22 protein-coding genes are annotated in these 19019 nt (G+C 68.5%); 15 read left to right on the top strand and 7 right to left on the bottom strand.

The features are described 5' to 3' along the window. The first annotated feature begins 101 nt into the window (after positions 1 to 101). Positions 102 to 950 carry a LysR substrate-binding domain-containing protein gene (locus tag ACO6VK_RS07365; protein ID WP_422506251.1) on the top strand — a complete coding sequence of 283 codons (849 nt, stop codon included), beginning with the start codon at positions 102 to 104 and terminating at the stop codon, positions 948 to 950. A 2-nt stretch (positions 951 to 952) separates the two neighbouring features. Here the strand turns inward: ACO6VK_RS07365 and ACO6VK_RS07370 are convergent, their stop codons facing one another. Beyond that, positions 953 to 3748 carry a UvrD-helicase domain-containing protein gene (locus ACO6VK_RS07370; RefSeq protein ID WP_422506344.1) on the bottom strand — a complete coding sequence of 932 codons (2796 nt, stop codon included), beginning with the start codon at positions 3746 to 3748 and terminating at the stop codon, positions 953 to 955. Positions 3749 to 3951: 203 nt separating this feature from the next. Here ACO6VK_RS07370 and ACO6VK_RS07375 point away from each other — a divergent pair, with 203 nt between their 5' ends. From ACO6VK_RS07375 to ACO6VK_RS07400, 6 genes are all read left to right on the top strand, one after another. Next, positions 3952 to 4767: a lysozyme inhibitor LprI family protein gene (locus ACO6VK_RS07375; protein WP_422506252.1), complete on the top strand. Its 816-nt coding sequence runs from the start codon at positions 3952 to 3954 to the stop codon at positions 4765 to 4767. A gap of 174 nt (positions 4768 to 4941) precedes the next feature. Further along, the gene (locus tag ACO6VK_RS07380) at positions 4942 to 6105 is read left to right on the top strand and encodes a zinc-dependent alcohol dehydrogenase (RefSeq protein WP_422506253.1); all 1164 of its coding nucleotides are present in this window, start codon (positions 4942 to 4944) and stop codon (positions 6103 to 6105) included. 1 nt (position 6106) lies between these two features. After that, a complete protein-coding gene (locus tag ACO6VK_RS07385) occupies positions 6107 to 7069 on the top strand; it encodes an acyl-CoA dehydrogenase family protein (protein WP_422506254.1) in 963 nt (320 codons plus the stop codon). Continuing rightward, positions 7057 to 7815 carry a PIG-L deacetylase family protein gene (locus ACO6VK_RS07390; protein ID WP_422506255.1) on the top strand — a complete coding sequence of 253 codons (759 nt, stop codon included), beginning with the start codon at positions 7057 to 7059 and terminating at the stop codon, positions 7813 to 7815. Before ACO6VK_RS07385 ends, ACO6VK_RS07390 begins: the two co-directional genes overlap by 13 nt. After that, the gene (locus ACO6VK_RS07395; protein ID WP_422506256.1) at positions 7812 to 8399 is read left to right on the top strand and encodes a class I SAM-dependent DNA methyltransferase; all 588 of its coding nucleotides are present in this window, start codon (positions 7812 to 7814) and stop codon (positions 8397 to 8399) included. Before ACO6VK_RS07390 ends, ACO6VK_RS07395 begins: the two co-directional genes overlap by 4 nt. Beyond that, positions 8396 to 9097 carry a glycosyltransferase gene (locus ACO6VK_RS07400; RefSeq protein ID WP_422506257.1) on the top strand — a complete coding sequence of 234 codons (702 nt, stop codon included), beginning with the start codon at positions 8396 to 8398 and terminating at the stop codon, positions 9095 to 9097. Before ACO6VK_RS07395 ends, ACO6VK_RS07400 begins: the two co-directional genes overlap by 4 nt. On the opposite strand, the gene ACO6VK_RS07405 is transcribed toward ACO6VK_RS07400, so the two are convergent. The 3 genes from ACO6VK_RS07405 to ACO6VK_RS07415 all read right to left on the bottom strand — a co-directional run bounded on the left by ACO6VK_RS07405 (position 9098) and on the right by ACO6VK_RS07415 (position 10994). After that, positions 9098 to 9592 carry a ferritin-like domain-containing protein gene (locus tag ACO6VK_RS07405; RefSeq protein ID WP_422506258.1) on the bottom strand — a complete coding sequence of 165 codons (495 nt, stop codon included), beginning with the start codon at positions 9590 to 9592 and terminating at the stop codon, positions 9098 to 9100. A gap of 89 nt (positions 9593 to 9681) precedes the next feature. Continuing rightward, a complete protein-coding gene (locus tag ACO6VK_RS07410) occupies positions 9682 to 10308 on the bottom strand; it encodes a hypothetical protein (RefSeq protein WP_422506259.1) in 627 nt (208 codons plus the stop codon). An 86-nt stretch (positions 10309 to 10394) separates the two neighbouring features. Next, positions 10395 to 10994 (bottom strand): DNA-3-methyladenine glycosylase, encoded by a 600-nt coding sequence (locus tag ACO6VK_RS07415; RefSeq protein ID WP_422506260.1) that lies wholly within the window; start codon positions 10992 to 10994, stop codon positions 10395 to 10397. 190 nt (positions 10995 to 11184) lie between these two features. Between ACO6VK_RS07415 and ACO6VK_RS07420 the strand changes: the two genes are divergently transcribed. The 3 genes from ACO6VK_RS07420 (at position 11185) to ACO6VK_RS07430 (ending at position 13115) form a co-directional block, all read left to right on the top strand. Further along, positions 11185 to 11778: a GIY-YIG nuclease family protein gene (locus ACO6VK_RS07420; RefSeq protein WP_422506345.1), complete on the top strand. Its 594-nt coding sequence runs from the start codon at positions 11185 to 11187 to the stop codon at positions 11776 to 11778. Between the two features lie 66 nt (positions 11779 to 11844). After that, entirely contained in the window at positions 11845 to 12195 is a 351-nt protein-coding gene (locus ACO6VK_RS07425) for a hypothetical protein (protein ID WP_422506261.1), read from the top strand. Positions 12196 to 12326: 131 nt separating this feature from the next. Further along, entirely contained in the window at positions 12327 to 13115 is a 789-nt protein-coding gene (locus tag ACO6VK_RS07430; RefSeq protein WP_422506262.1) for a CHAD domain-containing protein, read from the top strand. Positions 13116 to 13128: 13 nt separating this feature from the next. Here ACO6VK_RS07430 and ACO6VK_RS07435 read toward each other — a convergent pair whose 3' ends face one another. Both ACO6VK_RS07435 and ACO6VK_RS07440 read right to left on the bottom strand, forming a co-directional pair. Next, positions 13129 to 14346 carry an MFS transporter gene (locus ACO6VK_RS07435; protein WP_422506263.1) on the bottom strand — a complete coding sequence of 406 codons (1218 nt, stop codon included), beginning with the start codon at positions 14344 to 14346 and terminating at the stop codon, positions 13129 to 13131. Positions 14347 to 14572: 226 nt separating this feature from the next. Further along, the gene (locus ACO6VK_RS07440) at positions 14573 to 14971 is read right to left on the bottom strand and encodes a hypothetical protein (protein ID WP_422506264.1); all 399 of its coding nucleotides are present in this window, start codon (positions 14969 to 14971) and stop codon (positions 14573 to 14575) included. Between ACO6VK_RS07440 and ACO6VK_RS07445 the strand changes: the two genes are divergently transcribed. Next, positions 14958 to 15947 (top strand): GAF domain-containing protein, encoded by a 990-nt coding sequence (locus ACO6VK_RS07445; RefSeq protein WP_422506265.1) that lies wholly within the window; start codon positions 14958 to 14960, stop codon positions 15945 to 15947. The two genes, ACO6VK_RS07440 and ACO6VK_RS07445, sit on opposite strands and share 14 nt — an antisense overlap. Before the next feature lie 30 nt (positions 15948 to 15977). Here ACO6VK_RS07445 and ACO6VK_RS07450 read toward each other — a convergent pair whose 3' ends face one another. Then, complete coding sequence (locus ACO6VK_RS07450; protein ID WP_422506266.1) at positions 15978 to 16211, bottom strand: DUF1653 domain-containing protein; 234 nt, start codon at positions 16209 to 16211, stop codon at positions 15978 to 15980. 144 nt (positions 16212 to 16355) lie between these two features. Here ACO6VK_RS07450 and mntR point away from each other — a divergent pair, with 144 nt between their 5' ends. From mntR to ACO6VK_RS07470, 4 genes are all read left to right on the top strand, one after another. Continuing rightward, positions 16356 to 16814, top strand: a complete 459-nt coding sequence (gene mntR, locus ACO6VK_RS07455; protein WP_422506267.1) for a manganese-binding transcriptional regulator MntR — start codon at positions 16356 to 16358, stop codon at positions 16812 to 16814. Continuing rightward, a complete protein-coding gene (gene tadA / locus ACO6VK_RS07460; RefSeq protein WP_422506268.1) occupies positions 16807 to 17331 on the top strand; it encodes a tRNA adenosine(34) deaminase TadA in 525 nt (174 codons plus the stop codon). The genes mntR and tadA overlap by 8 nt, the downstream gene beginning before the upstream one ends. Before the next feature lie 105 nt (positions 17332 to 17436). Then, positions 17437 to 18006: an oligoribonuclease gene (gene orn, locus ACO6VK_RS07465; RefSeq protein ID WP_422506269.1), complete on the top strand. Its 570-nt coding sequence runs from the start codon at positions 17437 to 17439 to the stop codon at positions 18004 to 18006. Between the two features lie 82 nt (positions 18007 to 18088). Beyond that, positions 18089 to 18964, top strand: coding sequence for an EcsC family protein (locus tag ACO6VK_RS07470; RefSeq protein WP_422506270.1), 876 nt, complete (start codon positions 18089 to 18091; stop codon positions 18962 to 18964). Positions 18965 to 19019: the final 55 nt, after the last annotated feature.

Below are 19019 nucleotides of genomic sequence, written 5' to 3' on the forward strand. Positions count from 1 at the left end.
TCACTCCCCTCATGCCTTGACCCACCATAGAAGCGGGTGTAAACGCTGTACATCTCAATGAATTGAATCGTGAGTTCGACACAACGAAATCAGGTGATCCGATGGGCAAAGGCCTCGACATTGATGTGCTTAGAACCTTTCAGGCGGTGACCCGGTTTGGACGATTCAAGGATGCGGCCGCCTATGTCCACCGCAGCCCGTCGGCGGTAACCGCCCAGATCCAGAAGCTGGAAGCAACGCTCGGGCAGCAGCTGCTGGTGCGCAGCAACCACGCGGTGGAGCTGACGCTGGCCGGGCAGCAGCTATTGACGGAAACGACACGTTTCCTCATGGCCCATGATCGGCTGCTGGCGAAACTAACCCCGCAACGGATCACCGGCAGGGTGAGACTCGGCGTTCCCGACGGCTACGCCGAATCCTTCATGAGCGAGTTCCTGCCCGCAGTGGCCGCCGACAATCCAGCGCTTGAGCTTGATGTCGTGGTCAGGTCCAGCACGGAACTGCTGGCGCTGTTTGCGCGGCAACAGCTGGACCTGGCCATCGCGGTCAGTCGCGAACATCCCGGCCCAGGCCTGCGGCTGCGCTCAACGCTCCCCTGCTGGGCGGCGGCGCCCGGTTTCCGGCATGACCCGGAACTGCCCGTGAATGTCGCCCTCCAGCTGAGCGGATGCCCCTATCGGGAAGCCGGCGTGGCGGCGTTGAAAGAACACGGCATCCGTTACCGGATTCTGCTGGAAAGCGCCAACGCACACGCAGTGCTGGCATGTGTGAGAAGCGGCGTGGCGGTGGGGATTGTCGACGCGCTGGATGTCGCGCGCGATGGATCGCTCATCTGCCCGGCGGGCCTGGAGCGGGTGACCCTGCCGGCGCATCACGTTTACGTGCTGACGGATACCTCGCACCACGCTGCGCAGCACCTGCGCGGGATGGTGACGTCGACCTTCCTGTGACGTCAGCGCGGCGCCGCTGCGAACGGTGTGTTCTGCCTGGCCTTCGGCCACTGCCCGGTCGGTTTCGGCTTGTTGTGGCAGGCCGGATAGCTGGAGCATGACCGGAACGGCCCGTGCGGCCCGGTCCGATCCACGAACACGCCCACCTTGCACACCGGGCAGCGCTCTTCCGTGACGGGAACCCCGGAGACGCCGGTGACCTTGACGGCGCCTTCCTTCACCAGCTCATCCAGGAACGGCGAGTTCTTCCCCAGCAGGGTGAACAGGGCCACCGTGCGCCGGGCGCGGGTCAGGGCGACGTAGAACAGGCGGCGCTCTTCGCTCAGCGGGTAGGTATCCCCGGTCGGCATCGCCAACGACAGCACGGGGTCGTCCGACCGCAGGCTGGGGAAACCGCGGTTGACCATGCCTGGCAGGATCACGTAGTCGGCTTCTCTGCCCTTGGAGCGGTGAGCCGTCAGGAACTCCACGTCCATCGTGCTGCCGAATGCGGTCTTCCAATCGGCAGGCACGACGCTGCGGTCAGCCCGGTAGCGGCCGAGCACGAACACCGAGACGCGGCCGTTTCTGCCACGGGGAATCTCGCCGGAGAGCAGTTGCTGGTGCAGCGCCGCCAGGTACTGCCGCACGCCGTCGGGCACCTCATCGCGTTTGCCGAGCTGGAAGGCCAGCAGCGCCGGCCCCTGCGCGGGCGTGACCGAGCGGACGACCTTGGCGATCTGGGCGGGATTCTTGCCGATGAAGCGGCTTGAGATGTCGCACAGTGCCTGCGGGCAGCGGAAGGTCTGTTCGAGTTTGAGGACCTGGCCTTGCCCCATCCACGCGCGGAAGCCGGTCATCACCGAGACGTCGGCGCCGGCGAAGCGGTTGATCGACTGCCAGTCATCGCCCACGGCGAACAGGAATTTGCCGGGCGGCTTCACCAGTGCACGGCAGAGGCGGGCACGTGCGCGGGACGCATCCTGGAACTCGTCGGCCATCACCAGGTCGTAGGGCGACGCATACCGGTCCTGCTCCAGCAGGCCGGCCGCCATGTTCAGCATGTCCTCGAAGTCGATGCTTCTCTCGTCGGCCAGCGCGTTGTCCCACGCCTGCATGACCGGGGTGGCGATCTCCAGGAAGCGGCGGTGGCGCTCTTTGAAGTGGTCCTCGGGCATCTGCCGCAGGCGCTCGGCCATGTCATCGAGCGACAGGCAGTTGCTCTTGGCATGGGCGATGAAAGTGCGCATCAGGCCGATCAGATCCGAATCGGGCATCGGCTTGGCGCCGTCGTCGGGCAGATCGCGATCCGGGTTGGGGTCGAGCGTCACGCTGGAGGCACCCAGCCGATCGGCCAGGTAGTCCAGGGCATGGCCACTGCGCAGCCCGAAAGAGGTCGTTTCGGCCAGTGCGGTGCCGCGCCGGGCATGCTCCTCCCGCTTCCACACCAGTCCTTCCATGTAACCGGCAAAGTGCCGCGGCGGTTGGCCATTGGCGTCGAGGGCGAAATGCTCGTGATACAGGGTCGCGTCGGGGTAGTAGAAGTCCGGGCGGTACTGGCGGTGGGTGTCGCTGGCGGTATCGAACTCGTACTGGCGCTCGTACTGGTAGGTCACGCCGTTGTAGAAGAGCCAGTCGGCGATGACGCACTCTTCCATGCTCTTGACCCGCTCGCCCTGCAGGGTGCGGATGTAGGGCCTGCCTTCGCGGTCGTAGCCATCGGCCAGCATGTCCTCACCCAGCGGCGGCAGGTCGCGCCCGAACACCAGGCGGAACATGTCCCATTGGGTGCGGAAGTGGATGGAGCGATCCTTGAGGTCATCCACCAGCTCGGAGAGCTTGTGGAAGCCCTGCGTGGCGTCGACGGCCCAGTCGGGAATGTCCGGCTTGCGGCCGGTGGCCTTGGCAATGATGGCCAGGCCCAGTGCATGGAACGTACGGGCTTCGACCACGGTGTCGTCCATGCCCAGGCGTTCGAAGGAGCGCTGCGCACGCTCCTGCAGTTCGTTGGCGGCATCCTTGTTGAACGCCAGCATGACGATCCGTTCGGGCGCCACGAAGCCGCGGTCGATGGCGTACGCGGCCTTGGCGACCATTGTGGAGGTCTTGCCCGAGCCGGCCGACGCGACGACCTGAACGCGGTTGTCGAAGCAGATCACCGCACGGGCCTGTTCCTCGGTCAGCGGCTGGCTCTCGACCTTGTCCAGGAACGCCTTGGCCAGGACCAGCTCGCGGCGGGTCATGCCTTCGTTGGCCTGGGCAAACACCTCGGGCCAGTCCAGCGCCCAGTCGTGCAGGGCCGACAGGGCACGCTGGTGCGCGGGCGATTGCAGGTCGTGGTGGATCTCCGCATCGAGGAACAGGGGCTCCAGATCCGACGCGGCAACGGGCAGGGCGGGCCGGTCGTCAAGAAGGGCAGTCTGTTCCTCGTGCGTGATCCACCGGCGGCCGCGGTCTCCGGCGTCGATCAGGGTGCGGGCGGCGCCCAGCCACGCCAGCATCTGCGCCAGCACGGTGTCGAACAGCGCCTTGCGCTCGCGCCTGCGCCGGTCATCAAGCAGTACGTCGAGGGCCGAGGCCAGCTCGGCCCCACGGGCATTGGGCAGGCCATCGGCGGACAGCCAATTGCCTGCCTCCCCGTCGATCTCCACCCGCGACCAGAGCAGGCCGGGGATCACCTGCACGCGGTGCGCATCCTCCACGTATTCCCGGTGGCGCTGGCCAGCGATGCTGACCTCGATGTGATCGCCGTCGAGCCGAAGCCACCAGTGCGGGGAGCGGGTCAGAAGCCTGCCCCAACCAGAGGGGCGCCAATCGATTGCCATCCTTGATACTGCCTGCGTGCGTGGGGTGCCGGCCCAGAGCGGGCCTCTATCGGGCTTAATGATAGAGCAGCACTACCGAGTGCGCTTGTTCCGATAGGAGGGAGTGCTACAACAGGGGTAAAGAAGGTGAGCGTCCTGCCGATACCGACGGCACGGGCGGTTTGCCCTCTCTATCCACAGGAAGGACACGGATGTCGATGACAAAGGTTGTGCTGGGCGGAATCGTGCTGTCGCTGCTGCTGGCCGGGTGCGGCGAAGGCAAGGCACCGGCATGTGGCGACGAACGCACTCTGGATCTGGTGCGAAGCATTCTCCAGCGCCAGCTCGGGGCGAACAGCGCCGCCGCCTCGCTGGACGCGGCCAAGCTGCGCGAACTGCTGCAGCTCTCGCTTGCTCATCCCACCCACTACGACGAGGCGATCAGCCGGTACAGCTGCGAAGCCGAGCTGACTGCGCCCTTCAACAATGCGCGTCAGGACGTCTACACGCTCCGGCTGGAGTACACCTCCCAGGCCGTGGACGGACAGCACCTGGTCGACGTCAGCGTGCTTCCGGGCGACATGATCGGGATCGGTGTGGCAATCCGCGCGAACCTGGCCAGCGGCGAGGCCAGCGCGCCTGCGGCGCCGGCGGTGGCAGACGAGCCGCAGGAAGCCGCGGAGGACGCGGCCGATCCGTTGGCCTCCGCGAAGGCGGACGACTATGCCGATACCGATGCCGATGCCGCGCAGTTGGAGCCTGCTGCCGTGGCTGCTGCAGATGCGCTGCCCAACCCCAGTTTCGCGTGCGCCAAGGCCTCCTCCCGGGTGGAGGAGATGATCTGCGCCGATGTCGAGCTGGCCGCGTTGGACCGGGAGACGGCGGACACGTTCAGGAACGTGCGGGCCAATGCCGTTGATGCCGGTGCCGTCAGTACCGCGCAGGGGCAATGGCGGCGGAACGTCCGCGATGTGTGCGGCGACGCGGCGTGTATCCGCGATGCGTATCGCGCACGGTTGGCCGAACTGGAGTAGGCAGTGCGTGGTTGGCCCACGCCGTGGGCATGACCCGCCAGATGCACAGAACGCCCCGATCGGGGCGTTCTGCGTATACAGGGCACGGCAAACACGCCGCGCGCACATCCCGGTCACCGCCCTGCTACGTCCGTACCGGTATCTGTGAGGTCCATGCTTCACAGGAGTTCGACCATGCGCGCACTGACGTATCACGGCAGCAAGGATGTCCGGGTGGACACCGTTCCCGATCCCACCCTTGCCGCACCGGACGACCTGATCCTGCGCGTGACCGCCACCGCGATCTGCGGCTCGGACCTGCATCTGTATCGCGGCAAGATCCCGGATATGCACACCGGCGATGTGCTCGGCCATGAGTTCATGGGCGTGGTGGAAGAGGTGGGCGGCGCGGTGACCGATCTGCGGCCCGGCGACCGCGTGGTGGTGCCGTTCGTGATTGCCTGCGGCGAGTGCTTTCATTGCCGGCTGGCCGAGCATGCCGCCTGCGAAACCACCAATACCGGCAAGGGCGCGGCCGTGAATCAGAAGGGCATCCGGCCGCCGGCCGCGTTGTTTGGCTACAGCCACCTGTATGGCGGCGTCTCCGGCGGCCAGGCCGAGTATGTGCGGGTGCCGAAAGCCAATGTCGGTCCGCTGCGGATTCCCGAGGTGCTCGCCGACGAGCAGGTGTTGTTCCTGTCCGACATTCTGCCGACCGGCTACCAGGCCGCCCTCAATGCCGGTATCAAACCCGGCGCAACCGTGGCGATCTTCGGTGCCGGGCCGGTGGGCCTGATGGCGGCGGCATGCTGCCGCCTGCTTGGCGCCGAGACCATCTTCATGGTGGATCACCTGGCCTATCGCCTGGCCTTCGCGGCGCAGACCTACGGCGTGACGCCGGTGGACTTCAGCCACATCGAGGATCCGGCGCAGTACATCATCACCCAGACCAACGGGCGTGGCGTGGACGCGTCCATCGAGGCTGTCGGCTTCGAAGCGGAAGGCAGTGCACTGGAGTCCGCGCTGACCACCCTGAAAGTGGAGGGCAGCAGCGGCGTGGCGATACGGCAGTGCATCGCGGCCACCCGGCGGTGCGGCACGGTGAGCATTCCTGGCGTGTACGCCGGCTACCTGCATGGCTTCCTGCTCGGCGACGCCTTCGACAAGGGCCTGACGTTCAAGATGGGGCAGACCCATGTGCAGGGGCTGATGCCGGAGCTGCTGGACCATATCGCCGAGGGCACGCTGGACCCGGGCGTGATCATCACGCACCGCCTGCCGCTGGAAGAGGCGGTGCGTGGCTATGAGATCTTCGACCGCAAAGAGGAGGATTGCCGCAAGGTGATCCTCACGCCCTGAGGTGGACCGGCGCGCTGAACACGCGGCACCGGCGTTGGCGGCCGATGCGCGCGACGTGCTGGCACGGCAACCGTCGCTGCCGTTGCCCGGCCGTGGCCATACGCTGGAGCGCTGGCGCGCGCTGGGCGCGATCGCGGCGCGCGACCTGTGCGTGGCCAAGGTGATGGAGGCGCACTACGACGCGCAGGCGATCCTGGCCGACCTGCATGCGCTGCCGTTGCCCGACGACACGCTGGCGGCGGTGTGGGCTGCCGAAGGCCCCCAGGCCACGTTGTCCTTCGATCCCGCCACGGGCACCGTCAGTGGCACAAAGCCGTGGTGCTCCGGTGCTGGGCTGGTGGACGTAGCGCTGGTGACGGCGCGCTGCGACGAAGGGACGCAGCTGGTCCGTGTCCGCGCGGATGCGAAAGGCATCCGCGCGCAACCGCAGACCTGGCACGCCTCTGGCATGGGCGGCATCCCCAGCGGTACCGTGCAGTTCGCCGCGGTGCCTGCCGAGCCGGTCGGCAAACCGGGAACGTACCTGGCGCGGCCGGGCTTCTGGCATGGTGGCGCGGGCATCGCGGCGTGCTGGTACGGCGCGGCGGTGGCGCTGGCTGCACCGTTGCAACGCTCGCCGCGCGTAACGAGCGATGCGCAGATCGCCGCGCTGCTCGGCCAGGTCGACATGGGCCTGCAGGCGTCGGCGGCGTTGCTGCGTGAGCTGGCGGCATGGATCGACGCCATGCCCTCCCAGCCGCACCAGGCCGATGTGATCCGTGTGCGCAGCGTGGTGGAGCGCACCTGTGTGCAGGTGCTCGATGCCGTAGGCCGCGCGCTGGGGCCGGCACCGATGTGCCTGGATGCCGGACACGCCGCGCGCTGGAGCGACCTGACGGTGTTCATCCGGCAAAGCCACGGCGATCGTGACTGGGCCGAGCTGGGGCGAGCGGTCCACACCCAGGAGGGACCGTGGACGCTGTGACCGTTCGGATCAGCGGCCCGGGCAACCGCGAGGCCGACTGGGACCGCAGCGGCTGGCTGCGCGCGCTGCCCGCCCGGGAGGCCAGCGCCGTGCTGACCGGCATACGCCGGCTGGTGGTGGTGTCGCCGCATCCGGACGATGAAGTGCTCGGCTGCGCCGGCCTGATGCAGGCGGCGCTGGGCCACGACATCGATGTGCACGTCGTGTCGGTCACCGATGGCGAGGCCTGCTATCCCGACCAGCCCCTGTGGCCTGCCGCGCGACTGCGCGATGCACGCCGCCGCGAGCTGGCCGATGCCATGCGCCTGCTGGGCATGGACGCCACGCATGTCACCACACTGGGGCTGCCCGATGGCGCCGTTGCCACCCATGAGGCGGACCTGGCTGCGGAGCTGGCCGCGCACCTGGTGACTGGCGACCTGCTGGTGGCGCCGTGGATCCACGATGCGCATCCGGACCATGATGCGACCGGACGTGCCGCGCTGGCGGCGGCAGCATCACGCGGTGTCGCGGTGCTGCAGTACCCGGTCTGGGCCTGGCACTGGCTCGACCCGGACGCGATGACCGCGCCGTGGCCGGCAGCCGCCCGCATTCCGCTATGCGCGGCCTCGCTGTGCCGCAAGCAGCGCGCGCTGGACGCGTTCGCTACCCAGACCGGCGCCGTTGACGGCCTGGCCTGTGCGCCCATCCTTCCCGACCACGTCACGGCGCGCTTCCGCCGTCCTTTCGAGGTGCTGATCGGATGAGTACGGCGGCCTATTTCGACACGCTTTACCAGCAGCCGGACCCGTTCCACTATCGCAGCCGGTGGTACGAGGCCCGCAAGCGCGCGCTCACGCTGGCCTGCCTGCCGCGACGCCGATACGCCTGCGCGTGGGAGCTGGGCTGTTCCAACGGCGTGCTTACGGCAGCGCTGGCGGCGCGGTGCGACACGCTGCTGGGGACAGACATCAGCGCCGATGCGCTGGTCGACGCTGCGGTATCGACCCGGGCATGGCCGCAGGTGCGCCTGGAGCGGGCCAGCCATCCGCAGGAGTGGCCTTCCGGCCGCTTCGACCTGATCGTGGTCAGCGAAGTCGGCTATTACCTGCCGGCACCCGCGCTGCAGCAGATGGCGCGCCAGCTGCGCGACAGCCTCACCGACGACGGCCTGTTGCTGGCCTGCCATTGGCGGCCACCGTTCGACGCGGCGCGCAGCACCACTGACGACGTGCATGGCGCGCTCGCGGAACACCTGGTGGAAGCATTCACCTATCAGGACGCCGATCTGCTGCTGCAGGGGTGGAGTGCACGCGCCACCAGCGTTGCGGCGTGGGAGGGTCTGCGGTGATCGCCGTGATCGTACCGGCCCACAACGAAGGGCCGGTCATCGCACGCTGCCTGGCCTCGGTCCGGCTCGCTGCCGCCCATCCGGGCCTGCGCGGCGAGGCGGTGCTCACGGTGGTGGCGCTGGATGGCTGCAGTGACGACACCGCCTCGATCTGCATCGACCAGGGGGCTGCAACGGTGGTGGTCGACGCCCGCTGCGTCGGTGCGGCGCGTGCGGCAGCGGCCACCGTAGCGCTCGCGCACGGCGCGCGCTGGATCGCCAGCACCGACGCCGATTCGGTTGTTCCTGCCGATTGGCTCTGGCAGCAGACCCGCTGCGGCGCGGATGTGTTCTGCGGCGTGGTGGACGTGGTGGACTGGCTGGACTATCCCGATGCCGTGCGCAGGGCATTTGCATGCCGCGAGCTGGCCAAGGACGGGCACGCTCATATCCACGGTGCCAACCTGGGCATGCGCGCCACCGCGTACAGGGCAGCCGGTGGGTTCGCGCCGCTGTGCACCGGCGAGGACGTCGCGCTCATCCACGCGCTCCGCAACGCCGGTGCGACCATCGCCTGGCTGGCGCAGCCCGTGGTGACCACCAGCGCACGCCGGTCGTCGAAAGCGCCGCAGGGCTTCTGCGGCTTCCTGCGCGCGCTGGAGCGGGAAGTGATGGAGGCGGGTGCAGCGCTGGTGCCAACGCAGGCGCTGCAGCCGTGATCAGGCGGCAGCGGCTGCTGCGTTTCCGCCAGAGTCTGCAAGCCGTGTCAGCTTCGCATCCGTCGCCTTTTCTTCTTCAAGCGTTTCCAGCAGGAGCGGCAGTGCGGCCTTGTAGCCGAGCTGTTTGGCCAAGGCGGCAATGGTCCCGTACGAGGCGATTTCGTAGTGCTCCACCTTCTGCGCGCCGCCAATCAGGGCCGCATCGCGTACCGGGCCTTTCTCGATGCCGTCAATGGCGTCCTTGCCTTCCTCGATCAGGCCTTCCATCGCCGCACACTTGATGCGCTTGAGACGGATACCCAGCCGCTCGACGATCTGATCGATCCGGTCCACCTGATCCAGCGTCTCCTCCAGATGGGTCTCGAACGCGGCGGACAGCTCGGGGTCGGTCACCGCCCTGGCCAGGCGGGGCAGGGCTTTGGTCAGTTGCTTCTCGGCGCTGTAGATATCCGACAGCTCGTGGATGAACAGGTCTTCTGCGGTCTTGATGGTCATGGTCGATGTCGCTTTTTCCGGACGTGAACCCTGACCCTAGGCGCTGCAGTGTTAGTTGGCCTCGCATCTGCGTGAAGGTGCATTACACATCAGGGAAGCACGCCCTGCAGGTAGCTCTCGATGACGTAACTGAAGGGTCGCTGCGCGTGGTCGCGCAGCACGGCGCGCACTTCCAGCACGGTGGCCTGCGCGCCTTCGCCGCAGTCGGGCCAGCAGGTCGCATCGCGCAGGGTCTGGCGCTGGAAGCCGAGCGGCTTCACCACGCGGCCGAACGGTTCGTCGCTGCCGTCCAGGGTGGCATTCATGGCGGGGGTGAGCAGGTCCGGCACATACCAGTTGTCGGCCTCTGACAGCACGCGGCTGCCGCAGACCAGTTGCACGCGGCGGTAGCGCAGCGGCGTATCGGCACCGACCTGCAGCGCGTCGCGCACTTCCGGCGGTGCATCGCGCTGGACACCTTGCACGCGCACTGCCCGCACCTTCGCCGTGTCGGCGAGGCCCTGTTCGGCGCACCAGGTTTCCAGCGTGCTGGTCGCGCTGTGCCCAGCCAGCAACCGCGCGTGCAGCGCCTGTACCAACGCGGTGCGCGAGGCCGAGGACTGTGCAGCGGCGGGCGAGGCCGGCGGCTCGCCTGTCGCGAAGGCGGCCACGGGCGCTGCGGCGAGCAGCGAGGCGGCTTGCCAGCGGAGACGGACAGTGCGGTCGAACGGGCCCATCGTGATCCACCGTGAAAGGAGGCGTCAGTTTACCCGGTCCGGTACCGTGACCAGGCGACATGTGCGTGGATCTGTCGTATGGGCCGTCAAACTGGGCGTCTGCGGCCGGACACATGCTCGTTGCCGGGCACATGCCATCGCCACGGGAACGCCGTGGCGCGGCGGATGCCAATGCGCGGGCCGATACCAGGGTGCGCGGGCGGCGGCATGCCATCGCTGACGATCCGGACGGGCCCGGCGCTGTCGGTGAGGTCGGTGCCGTCCAATGCGCCGGTGATGCCCAGCGCCTGCGACAGGCGACCCGGCCCACTGGCCAGATCACGATCGCGCCGGGCGGCGGCGCGGGCCTGCCGCATCTGATCCACACCGGCCAGCGGCGCCAGTGCGCGCAGCAGTACACCCCAGCCCTGGCCGATGTCGCCACACACCGCATTGGCGCCCCAGTGCATGCCGTAGGTGAAGTAGACGTACAGATGGCCGGCTTCACCGAACATCGTGCGCGTCCGCGGGGTCATGCCGCGGAACGAATGCGCGGCCGGATCCTGGTCGCCGGCGTAGGCCTCCACTTCCACGATGTGCCCGGCACGGCCGTCGTCGCGCAGCAGAATGGTGTTGAGCAGGTCCGGCGCCACCTCGGTGGGGTGACGCTGGTAGAACGCGCGCGCCAGGGGCGTCCACTCCGACATGCGGCACCCTTGCACTGCTGTCCGATCCGGCATCGGTGGTCTCCTTGGTCGGCAGGGTCGCAGCATGCGCGTCGGTGCGTCGTGGTCGGATCAAACCGCTGGCCGTCACGCTGCGCTCGCACGGTGTTCGCAGCTCATGATCCGCCGCCGCGTCAAGCTGGTTGCGGTCCAGAACGTGGGTAAGCCGCCGATGATGAAACCGATGCAGGACCAGAACAACGCCATCGCGCTCGACGGGCGTTGCTTTGCTTACGTGTTCCCGTGCGCATGGGAGGACTACGGCAAGATCGGGTTCTCGCGCGATCCGCTTGCGCGCATCGGCGCGCTCCATCGCCGCTGGTTCGAGTTCTTCGATCTCGACGCCGGCGTGCTGATTGAAACCGAAACGCAGCGCGATGCGCGCGATATCGAACTGGCGCTGCGCCGCCCGTTGAAGGCGCATCGGGCGCCCGCACCACTCACCGTGCAGGACAAGGCCGGCGGCAAGACCGAGTGGGTACGGGGCGCCAATGACCTTCTGCAGCCCGCCGTGCAGTCACTGGCCGACGGCGGGCACCGGATCCATCCACTGCGCGCCTGGCTCGCCGCCGCGATGCTGGCACGGGCGGACCAGTTGTACGACTGGTCGGCGATGCTGCTGCCGGAGGCGCCGGTCGCCTGCGATGCCTTGTCCGTGCGGGCGCAGGTGCTGCTGCGCGACGCGTTGGATGGCCACGCGGCGTTGGGCATCGATCTGGAAAGCCGGCTGCCGCCGCATGTGTGGTGCTGGTACCGGCGGGCGTAACGCGGGACGGATGCCTTGTTGAGGGGATGAGGGGCACTTATAGTCCCGCCTACACAAGGGGGGAACATGGCAGAGAAACCAACCGCACCGACGTATGACCTGACCACCGCTGCGGGTATCGCAGCAGCCGGCATGGCGTTGAGCGTATTGACTCCCCTGGGGCTGCCGCTGGCCGCGGTAGCCACGCTGGCACGGCACTTCTTCAAGCCGAGCGTGGAGGAGCAGTCGCAATCTGCAGCGGATCTGATCAAGGCGGGCGCTGAGAACAACGTGGATGAAATGGAGATCACGCTCAGCGAAGAGGCCGGGCTCCATATCAAGTCGGCGCATCCGGATGTGCCCATCAAACTGACGATGGGGAAATCCGGGACGGTGACGATGAAGGTCAAGTACCGGTCGCCCCCGACGACGGCCTGATCCAACGACGGCCTGATCCGTTGGCGGGCGCTCCCGGTCCCCATCCCGGGTACGCCGGATGCCGGGCGTGAATCCGGCCGGTAGAACGCCGGCTACACTGCCGGTTCCGTGACGATCCCGGTGGTGGTGCCATGCAGTCGGTTGTCCCCGGAGACGCTGCCCATGCGCTTGCCCGCCAGGCGTGCCGCGATATCGAGCAGGCACTCCTGCTCGGCGCGGACGCCCACGCAGCGGTGCACGCCGCGCGCAAGGCGATCCGGCGTCTGCGGGCCTTGCTGGCGCTGCTGGACGGTACCGACCTGGCGTTGGACGATGCCGATGCGGTACTGCGCCGCCTGGGGGATGGCCTGTCCGGCCTGCGCGATGCGCACGTGGCTGTGGAGTCGGCGGCGCTGCTGGCCGCCACTGCGCCCACCGCGCCGTGGCCGTACGTGATCGGACAACTGCAGGCGCGGCGCGATGCGTGGCTGCGGCGCGCCCTGGCCGGCGATCCGGCGTTTGGTCGGCGACGCAATCGGCTCCAGCGCGTCGGAACGCTGCTGGACAGCCAACCTTGGGCAACGATCAGACGCGCGCAGGTACGGGCTGGCCTTGACCGAAGCGTTGCACGCGCGCGCAAGGCCGAGCGTCGTGCGCACCGCAACCCGTCGCCGGAACGTCTGCACCGCTGGCGTCGAAAGGTGCGGCGGCTGCGGATGCAGCTGGAGGCAGCGCCGCAGCTGGACCCGCGCCTGGCCAAGGCGCACGCGGCGCGCGGCGAGGGTGGGGACGCCAAGGCCCTGCATCGGCTCAGCAATCACCTCGGCTGGCAGCAGGACCTGCGCATGCTGCGCAACCTGGTACGGGTGATGCCGGGGGTGGTCGACCGCCGGCAGCTGCTGGCCCAGATCGACCTGGCGCGCACTGCGCCGGTCGACTGATCGTTGCGCCCGCTCAGCGCTCGCAGGCGACCGCGGCCCCGCGCGACTGGCGCTCGACCAGCATCGCCACGCCCCACAGCAGCAGACCGCCCACCGCCGTGGCGGCACCGACGTAGCCGGTGGTGGCGGGGCTGAAGCCGGCGCCGATGGCCATGCCGCCGAACCACGGGCCGAGCGCGTTGGCGGTGTTGAAGGCGGCGTGGTTGGACGCGGCCGCCAGCGTCTGTGCCTCACCGGCCACGTCCATCAGGCGGGTCTGCAGCACGGCCGCCAGCGCGCCCATCGTGCCGACCGCGACGATCATCGGGAAGATGCTCCACACCGAATGCGCCGCCAGCGGGTAGAGCAGCAGCACGATCACCGACCACACCAGCACCACGGCGGCCGCACGGAAGTGGAAGCGGTCCACCAGCCAGCCGCCGGCGACGTTGCCGATGATTGCGCCGATGCCGAAGATGCCCACCGCGACCGGCATCCAGGATTCGGCCAGGCCGGTGACCTGCACCAGCGTCGGCGCCAGATAGGTGAAGACGCAGAACATGCCGGCAAAGCCGATCGAACCGATCGCCAGTGCCAGCCACACCTGCGGGCGGTTGAAGGCGCGCAGTTCGCGCATCGGCGAGGTGCGCTGTTCGTCCGGGTCGGGCAGCAGGAAGCGGGCGATCATCGCCACCGTGGCGATGGCCAGCACGCTGACCAGCGCGAAGGCGGTGCGCCAGCTGAACATCTGCCCCAGCCACGTGGTGAGCGGGTTGCCCACCAGGATCGCGACCGACAGACCCAGCAGCACCTTGGACATCGCCGAACCGCGCTGGGCCGGCGGGCTGATCGCGGCTGCGACCAGCATCGCCACGCCGAAGTAGGCGCCGTGCGGCAGGCCGGCGACAAAGCGTGCGAGCAGCATGGTGCTGTAGTTGGGTGCCAGCGCGCTGGCCAGGTTGCCCACGGCATAGAAGCCCATCAGCGCCAGCAGCAGGGAGCGTCGCGCAAACCCGGCACCGGCGAAGGCCAGCACCGGCGCGCCCACCACCACGCCGATGGCGTACGCACTGATCAGGTGGCCGACCTGGGTTTCGCTGATCGACAGGCCGCGGCTGATCTCCAGCATCAGCCCCATGCTGGCGAACTCGCTGGTACCGATCGCAAAGCCGCCCAGCGACAGCGCCAGCAGGATGAACGTGCGCTCGCGCGGTGTCAGGCGCGCAGCGAGGGAAAGGGCGGGGGAGCTCATGGGCGGCAGAGGATCGCGGTACGGTCCGCAATTGTACTGGTGCGCCGCAGCATTGAACCCTGCCGCGGGCGACGGCGGCGCCCGGTTCAGCACCGGGCCATATCGCCCACCAGCCGCGAAAACAACGATGCAGGCCGAAATCACGGCATTCGTCGGTCAACGTGGCGGCAAGTGCCGGCTGTCCTGCGCCGGCACGGGACGCAGTTTTCCGCCTGCAGGACGGGCGTCAGGGATAGCGGTGCGGATGGAAGGGTTTCGGTTCCGGGGGCGTGGGCAGGGTGCCGGGCACCACACGGGCAAGCAGTTCGTTGGTGCGCCGCTGCTCGGCAAGCATCTGGCGGAGCAGGTCCTTGATGCCGAATACCGCGAACGGCAGCAGGATCCAGACGATGCCCATCACGCCCAGGAACAGCATCACAAACACATTCCCATTGCCCATCGCGATCTCCTTGATTGTGCGACGTTCTGCCACGAACCCACCATTATTGCCAATCGCGTGCGGCACCGGGACGACAGGCGCAGGGACCGGCACCGCACCCCGCGACGCGGGCATCTCCGGCATTCGTGCGACAATGGCGGACGGGCGCGCAGACGCGTCCACAGGGGTGGTGATGAATACCGGCACGCGTTTTCCCACAGTGATCGGTTTCGATCTGCCCGGCCAGCAGGACGCGCCAGGCGCGACGCGGGTGATCATCACCGCGATCCTCGACGGCATACCGCCCGACGACTGGATGCTCGCCTTTCACCGTGAGGCCGGCCCCAGCCTGCGCGAGACCTTCGCCGTGGAGCAGATTCGCCTGGTGGGCGAGGGGCTGCACTTCGTTGGCACCATCACCGATGCGCGCGGTCTGTCGGCGGCGGTCCGCGAGCTGGTGGAGCGGGTGACGGCCCGGGTGCTGGATCGCCGCCTCGCCGTGCTCGACAACCTCGTCGACGAGTCCAACTGGGGGCCGAGCGCAGCGGGTGAGGGCACCCCGCCCAGCGACCCGCGCATGTTCGACGTGGCCCAGTTGCAGGCGATGCCGGCGGTGCCGGGCATGCTGGCGCTGGCCAGCGACCTCACCGCGATGCGCTTCGTTGCCGTGGCGCGGGTGACCAGCGACCGCTGGACCACCTGCGCGGTGCACGACCTGCTGGGTTTCGGCCTCGCACCGGGGCAGGACCTCGTGCTTGAAACCACGATCTGCCATGAGATCCGGCAGCACCAGATGACGGTGCAGTTCAACCAGGCCAGCGTGCACCCGGTGTTCTCGCAGCACCACACGCCGGCGATGTATGGCTTCGAGAGTTACATCTCGGTACCGATGCGGCGCCGTGACGGCAGCTTCTTCGGCACGCTGTGCGCGCTGGATCCGTTGCCGTCGCGCCTGGATTCGGCGGGGGTTGCCTGTTTCGAACTGATGGGTGCGGCCATTGGCGCGCATCTGGCTCTGGACGAAGACGCCGCCAGCACCGCCGCCCCGTCGACCGGCGAGGTGATGGCCACGCTGGCCACGCAGTTGCAGGCGCTGGAACCGGCTGCCAGCCCGGCCCTGCACGGCGCCCTGGCGCGGCTGCGCGCGCTGGTGCCGGCGGTGGCAGCGCCTGCCGCGCGCTGAGCGGCACGCGGGCGCGGACCCTGCCCGGGATCAGTCCGCGACGTGCGTGAACCGCGCGCGGCGCTGGCCATCCACCTCGACCTCGGCGACGAACATCGCATACGGCCGGACCCAGACGCCGATGTCGGCATCGAGGGGGCGGTACAGCACCATCGCGTCGAGGGTTTCGCTGTGCCGGACGATGCCGAGCACCTCGTAGTTGCCGCCCTTGAAGTGGCGGTAGTGGCCCAGCGGCAGCGTGGGCAGAGCAGGCAGATCGGACATGGGCGGATGGTGTGGTGAGCGGTGCCCATTATGGCGTGGCGGGCCACCACCGCGGCCGGCCGTGAGGGGTATCCGGGATGGCTGCGGTAAACTGCGCCTCCAGCCGCCAGCGTCTTCTGCCCGCGGCCGCCCGCAGGAGCCTGCATGACCCCGACCACCCGCAAACCGCCGTCCCCGCTGATCGATGCCCACATGCATGTGGAAGGGTTCGTGCAGGTGCGCGAGGCGCGCCGGTCGGAGTTGGTGGAAGACTACGTGGAGCTGATTGCCGACCTCATCGCCGATGGCCGCGAAGCGCGTCAGGTGGACATCGCCACGCGACTGGGTGTGGCCCAGCCGACGGTGGCCAAGGCGCTCAAGCGGCTGGTCAAGGAAGGCTGGGCGATACAGCGCCCCTACCGGGGGGTGTTCCTGACCCCGGCAGGCGAACAGCTGGCGGTGGAAATGCGTGCCCGCCACCAGACGGTGGAGCGGTTCCTGCTGGCGCTCGGGGTGGATGCCGATTCGGCCCGGCGCGATGCCGAGGGCATCGAGCATCACGTCAGCGAGGCCACCCTGGCCGCGTTCGACGCGTTCCTGCGCAAGGCCGAACGCCGTGGTTGAGCGTCTGCCGCCGCCACCGCCGCTGGGCGTGCCGGTACACGACCGCGACGAGCACTGGATGCAACACGCGCTGGCGTTGGCCAGCCGGGCCGAGCGCGAGTTCGACGAGATTCCCGTGGGGGCGGTGCTGGTCGGCGCCGATGGCGAGGTACTGGGCGAAGGCTGGAACCTCAACATCGCCGACCACGATCCCAGCGCGCATGCCGAGATCGTGGCGATGCGCCATGCGGGCCGGGCGATCGCCAACCATCGCCTGCTCGGCAGCACGCTGTACGTCACCCTGGAGCCCTGCGCGATGTGCGCGATGGCGATCGTGCATGCGCGCGTGGCGCGGCTGGTGTACGGCGCCAGTGATCCGAAGACCGGTGCCTGTGGCAGTGTGTTCGACCTCATCGGCGACGCGCGGCACAACCACCGCGTGGAGGTTCATGGCGGCGTGCTGGCCAAGGAGGCGAGCACGCGCCTGACCAACTACTTCCGCGCCAAGCGGGGCAAGCCGCCGCTGCTGCTGGAGTGACCCCGGACCGCCTCGGCGACGGAGCGTCGACGCGATGGCGGTATCATGGCGCCCTTTCCATCCCCGGTCGGCGCTGCCGCGACGACCCCAGCACAAGGCGTAGACATGGCGGACAACGGCGCAGAAGGCGAACGACTGATCTGGATCGATCTGGAAATGACCGGTCTGGATACCGACAACGATGCGATCATCGAGATCGCCACGGTCGTGACCGACGCGCAGTTGAACGTGCTGGCCGAAGGGCCCGAGTTTGCCATCCACCATCCGGTGGAGCGGCTGGAAGCGATGGACGAGTGGAACCGCAACCAGCACCGTCGTTCCGGCTTGTGGCAGCGGGTGGTCGACAGCACCGTCACGCTAGGCCAGGCCGAAGCGCAGACCGTGAACTTCCTGTCGCAGTGGATCAAGGCCGGCGCATCGCCGATGTGCGGCAACTCGATCTGCCAGGACCGCCGCTTCCTGCACCGTGAGATGCCGCGCCTGGAGAAGTACTTCCACTACCGCAACCTGGACGTGTCCACGGTGAAGGAGCTGGCCCGGCGCTGGGCCCCGGCAATCGCCGCCGGTGTCGGCAAGACCTCAAGCCACACCGCGCTGAGCGACGTGCACGACTCGATCGCCGAACTGCGCCACTACCGCCAGTTCATGGGCGCGTTGTCGGGGCTGCCGAGCTGAACCACCGCGTGCAGGGTGGGTGAGCGGCCGCTGCGCCCGGGTTGAACGTTGCGTTCAACCCGCCGGCGCTATGATCGGCGCCATGAACGACCTCGTCCGCAGCACGCCACCCCCGCTGGAAACGCAGATCCTGCCCACGTCGCAGGACTGGGCCGACCTGCAGCGCGCCGTCGCGCTGCTGGAATCGCCGACGCTGACCGCCAAGATGGCCAACCTGATCGGCTCGCCGCTGGAGTTCGCGGTGAAGAAGCTGCCGCAGTCGGTGTCCCGGCGCATCCACGGTGCGGTTGAAGCGGCCCTGTTCAAGTCCGCGCAGGCCGCCCTGTGGACGATGGACAACACACCGGGCAAGGCCGCATCAACGCGCTGGCACAAGCTGGCGGCGGCGACCTCCGGTGCGGTCGGCGGGGCCTTCGGCTTCACCACGCTGTTCATTGAACTGCCGGTGTCGACCACGATCATGATGCGCTCGGTGGCCGATGTGGCGCGCAGCGAAGGCTTCGACCTGCGCGACATGGCGACGCGGCATGCGTGCCTGGAGGTGTTCGCGCTGGGGGGAAACTCCGGCAAGGACGATGCCAGTGAGACCGGTTACTACATCACCCGCGGCTTCACCGCGGAAGTGATGCGCCACCTGTCGGCCGAGCTGGCCGGCCGCGCCGTTGGCGGCAGCCCGGTGATGATCGGGTTGACCCCGAAGGAAGCCGGCAAGTGGCTGGCCAAGATCGTGGAAAAGGTTGCCGCGCGCTTCGGTGTGGTGGTGACCGAGAAGTTCGCCGCGCAGGCCGTGCCGATCGTCGGGGCCGTGGCCGGCGCCACGCTCAACACCATGTTCACCGACTACTACCAGGACATGGCGCGCGGCCATTTCATCGTGCGCCGGCTGGAGCGCACCTACGGCTACGACACCGTCCGCGCCGCCTACGCGCTGCTCGCCGGCCAGGCCGACGACCGGTAACCGGTCGTTCGCCGAAAAGCAGGCCGCACCGCCGTCGCCGCGCGAGTGCGCGGCA

Source organism: Stenotrophomonas sp. GZD-301 (assembly GCF_049310345.1).
Taxonomy (GTDB): Bacteria; Pseudomonadota; Gammaproteobacteria; order Xanthomonadales; family Xanthomonadaceae; genus Stenotrophomonas.